The 307-nt window shown below is 59.9% G+C and carries 2 pseudogenes; both read right to left on the reverse strand.

What is annotated here, in order from left to right:
* Window positions 1–101: pseudogene (locus tag WU80_RS25720) on the reverse strand (type VII secretion protein EsxI); the annotation flags it as partial.
* 50 nt (window positions 102–151) lie between these two features.
* A pseudogene (locus WU80_RS25020) lies at window positions 152–307 on the reverse strand (WXG100 family type VII secretion target); the annotation flags it as partial.

Below are 307 nucleotides of genomic sequence, written 5' to 3' on the forward strand. Positions count from 1 at the left end.
TCGCGAACGATGGCCTGGTGCTCAGCCTCCAAAGACGCGGCCTGGGCGCGGATCAAGGCACCGTGGGCGTCGACATCGCCGAACTGGTAATTGATTGTCATAACGGTGTTCTCCTAATGTCTGGAATGGTACGCAGCCGCGGTTTTTAGCGCTAGCTGCCGAGGATTTGCTGCGAGGCCTGCTCTTGCTGCTCGTAGTTGTTCGCGTCGCGAATCAGACCGTCGCGCACACCGTGGAGCATGTTGACGATGTTGCGGAAGGCCTGGTTGACCTGACCCATGGTGTCGTACGAGGTCGCCTGCGCCTG

It is taken from the genome of Mycobacterium sp. UM_11 (genome assembly GCF_001414075.1).
In the GTDB taxonomy this organism is placed as follows: domain Bacteria; phylum Actinomycetota; class Actinomycetes; order Mycobacteriales; family Mycobacteriaceae; genus Mycobacterium.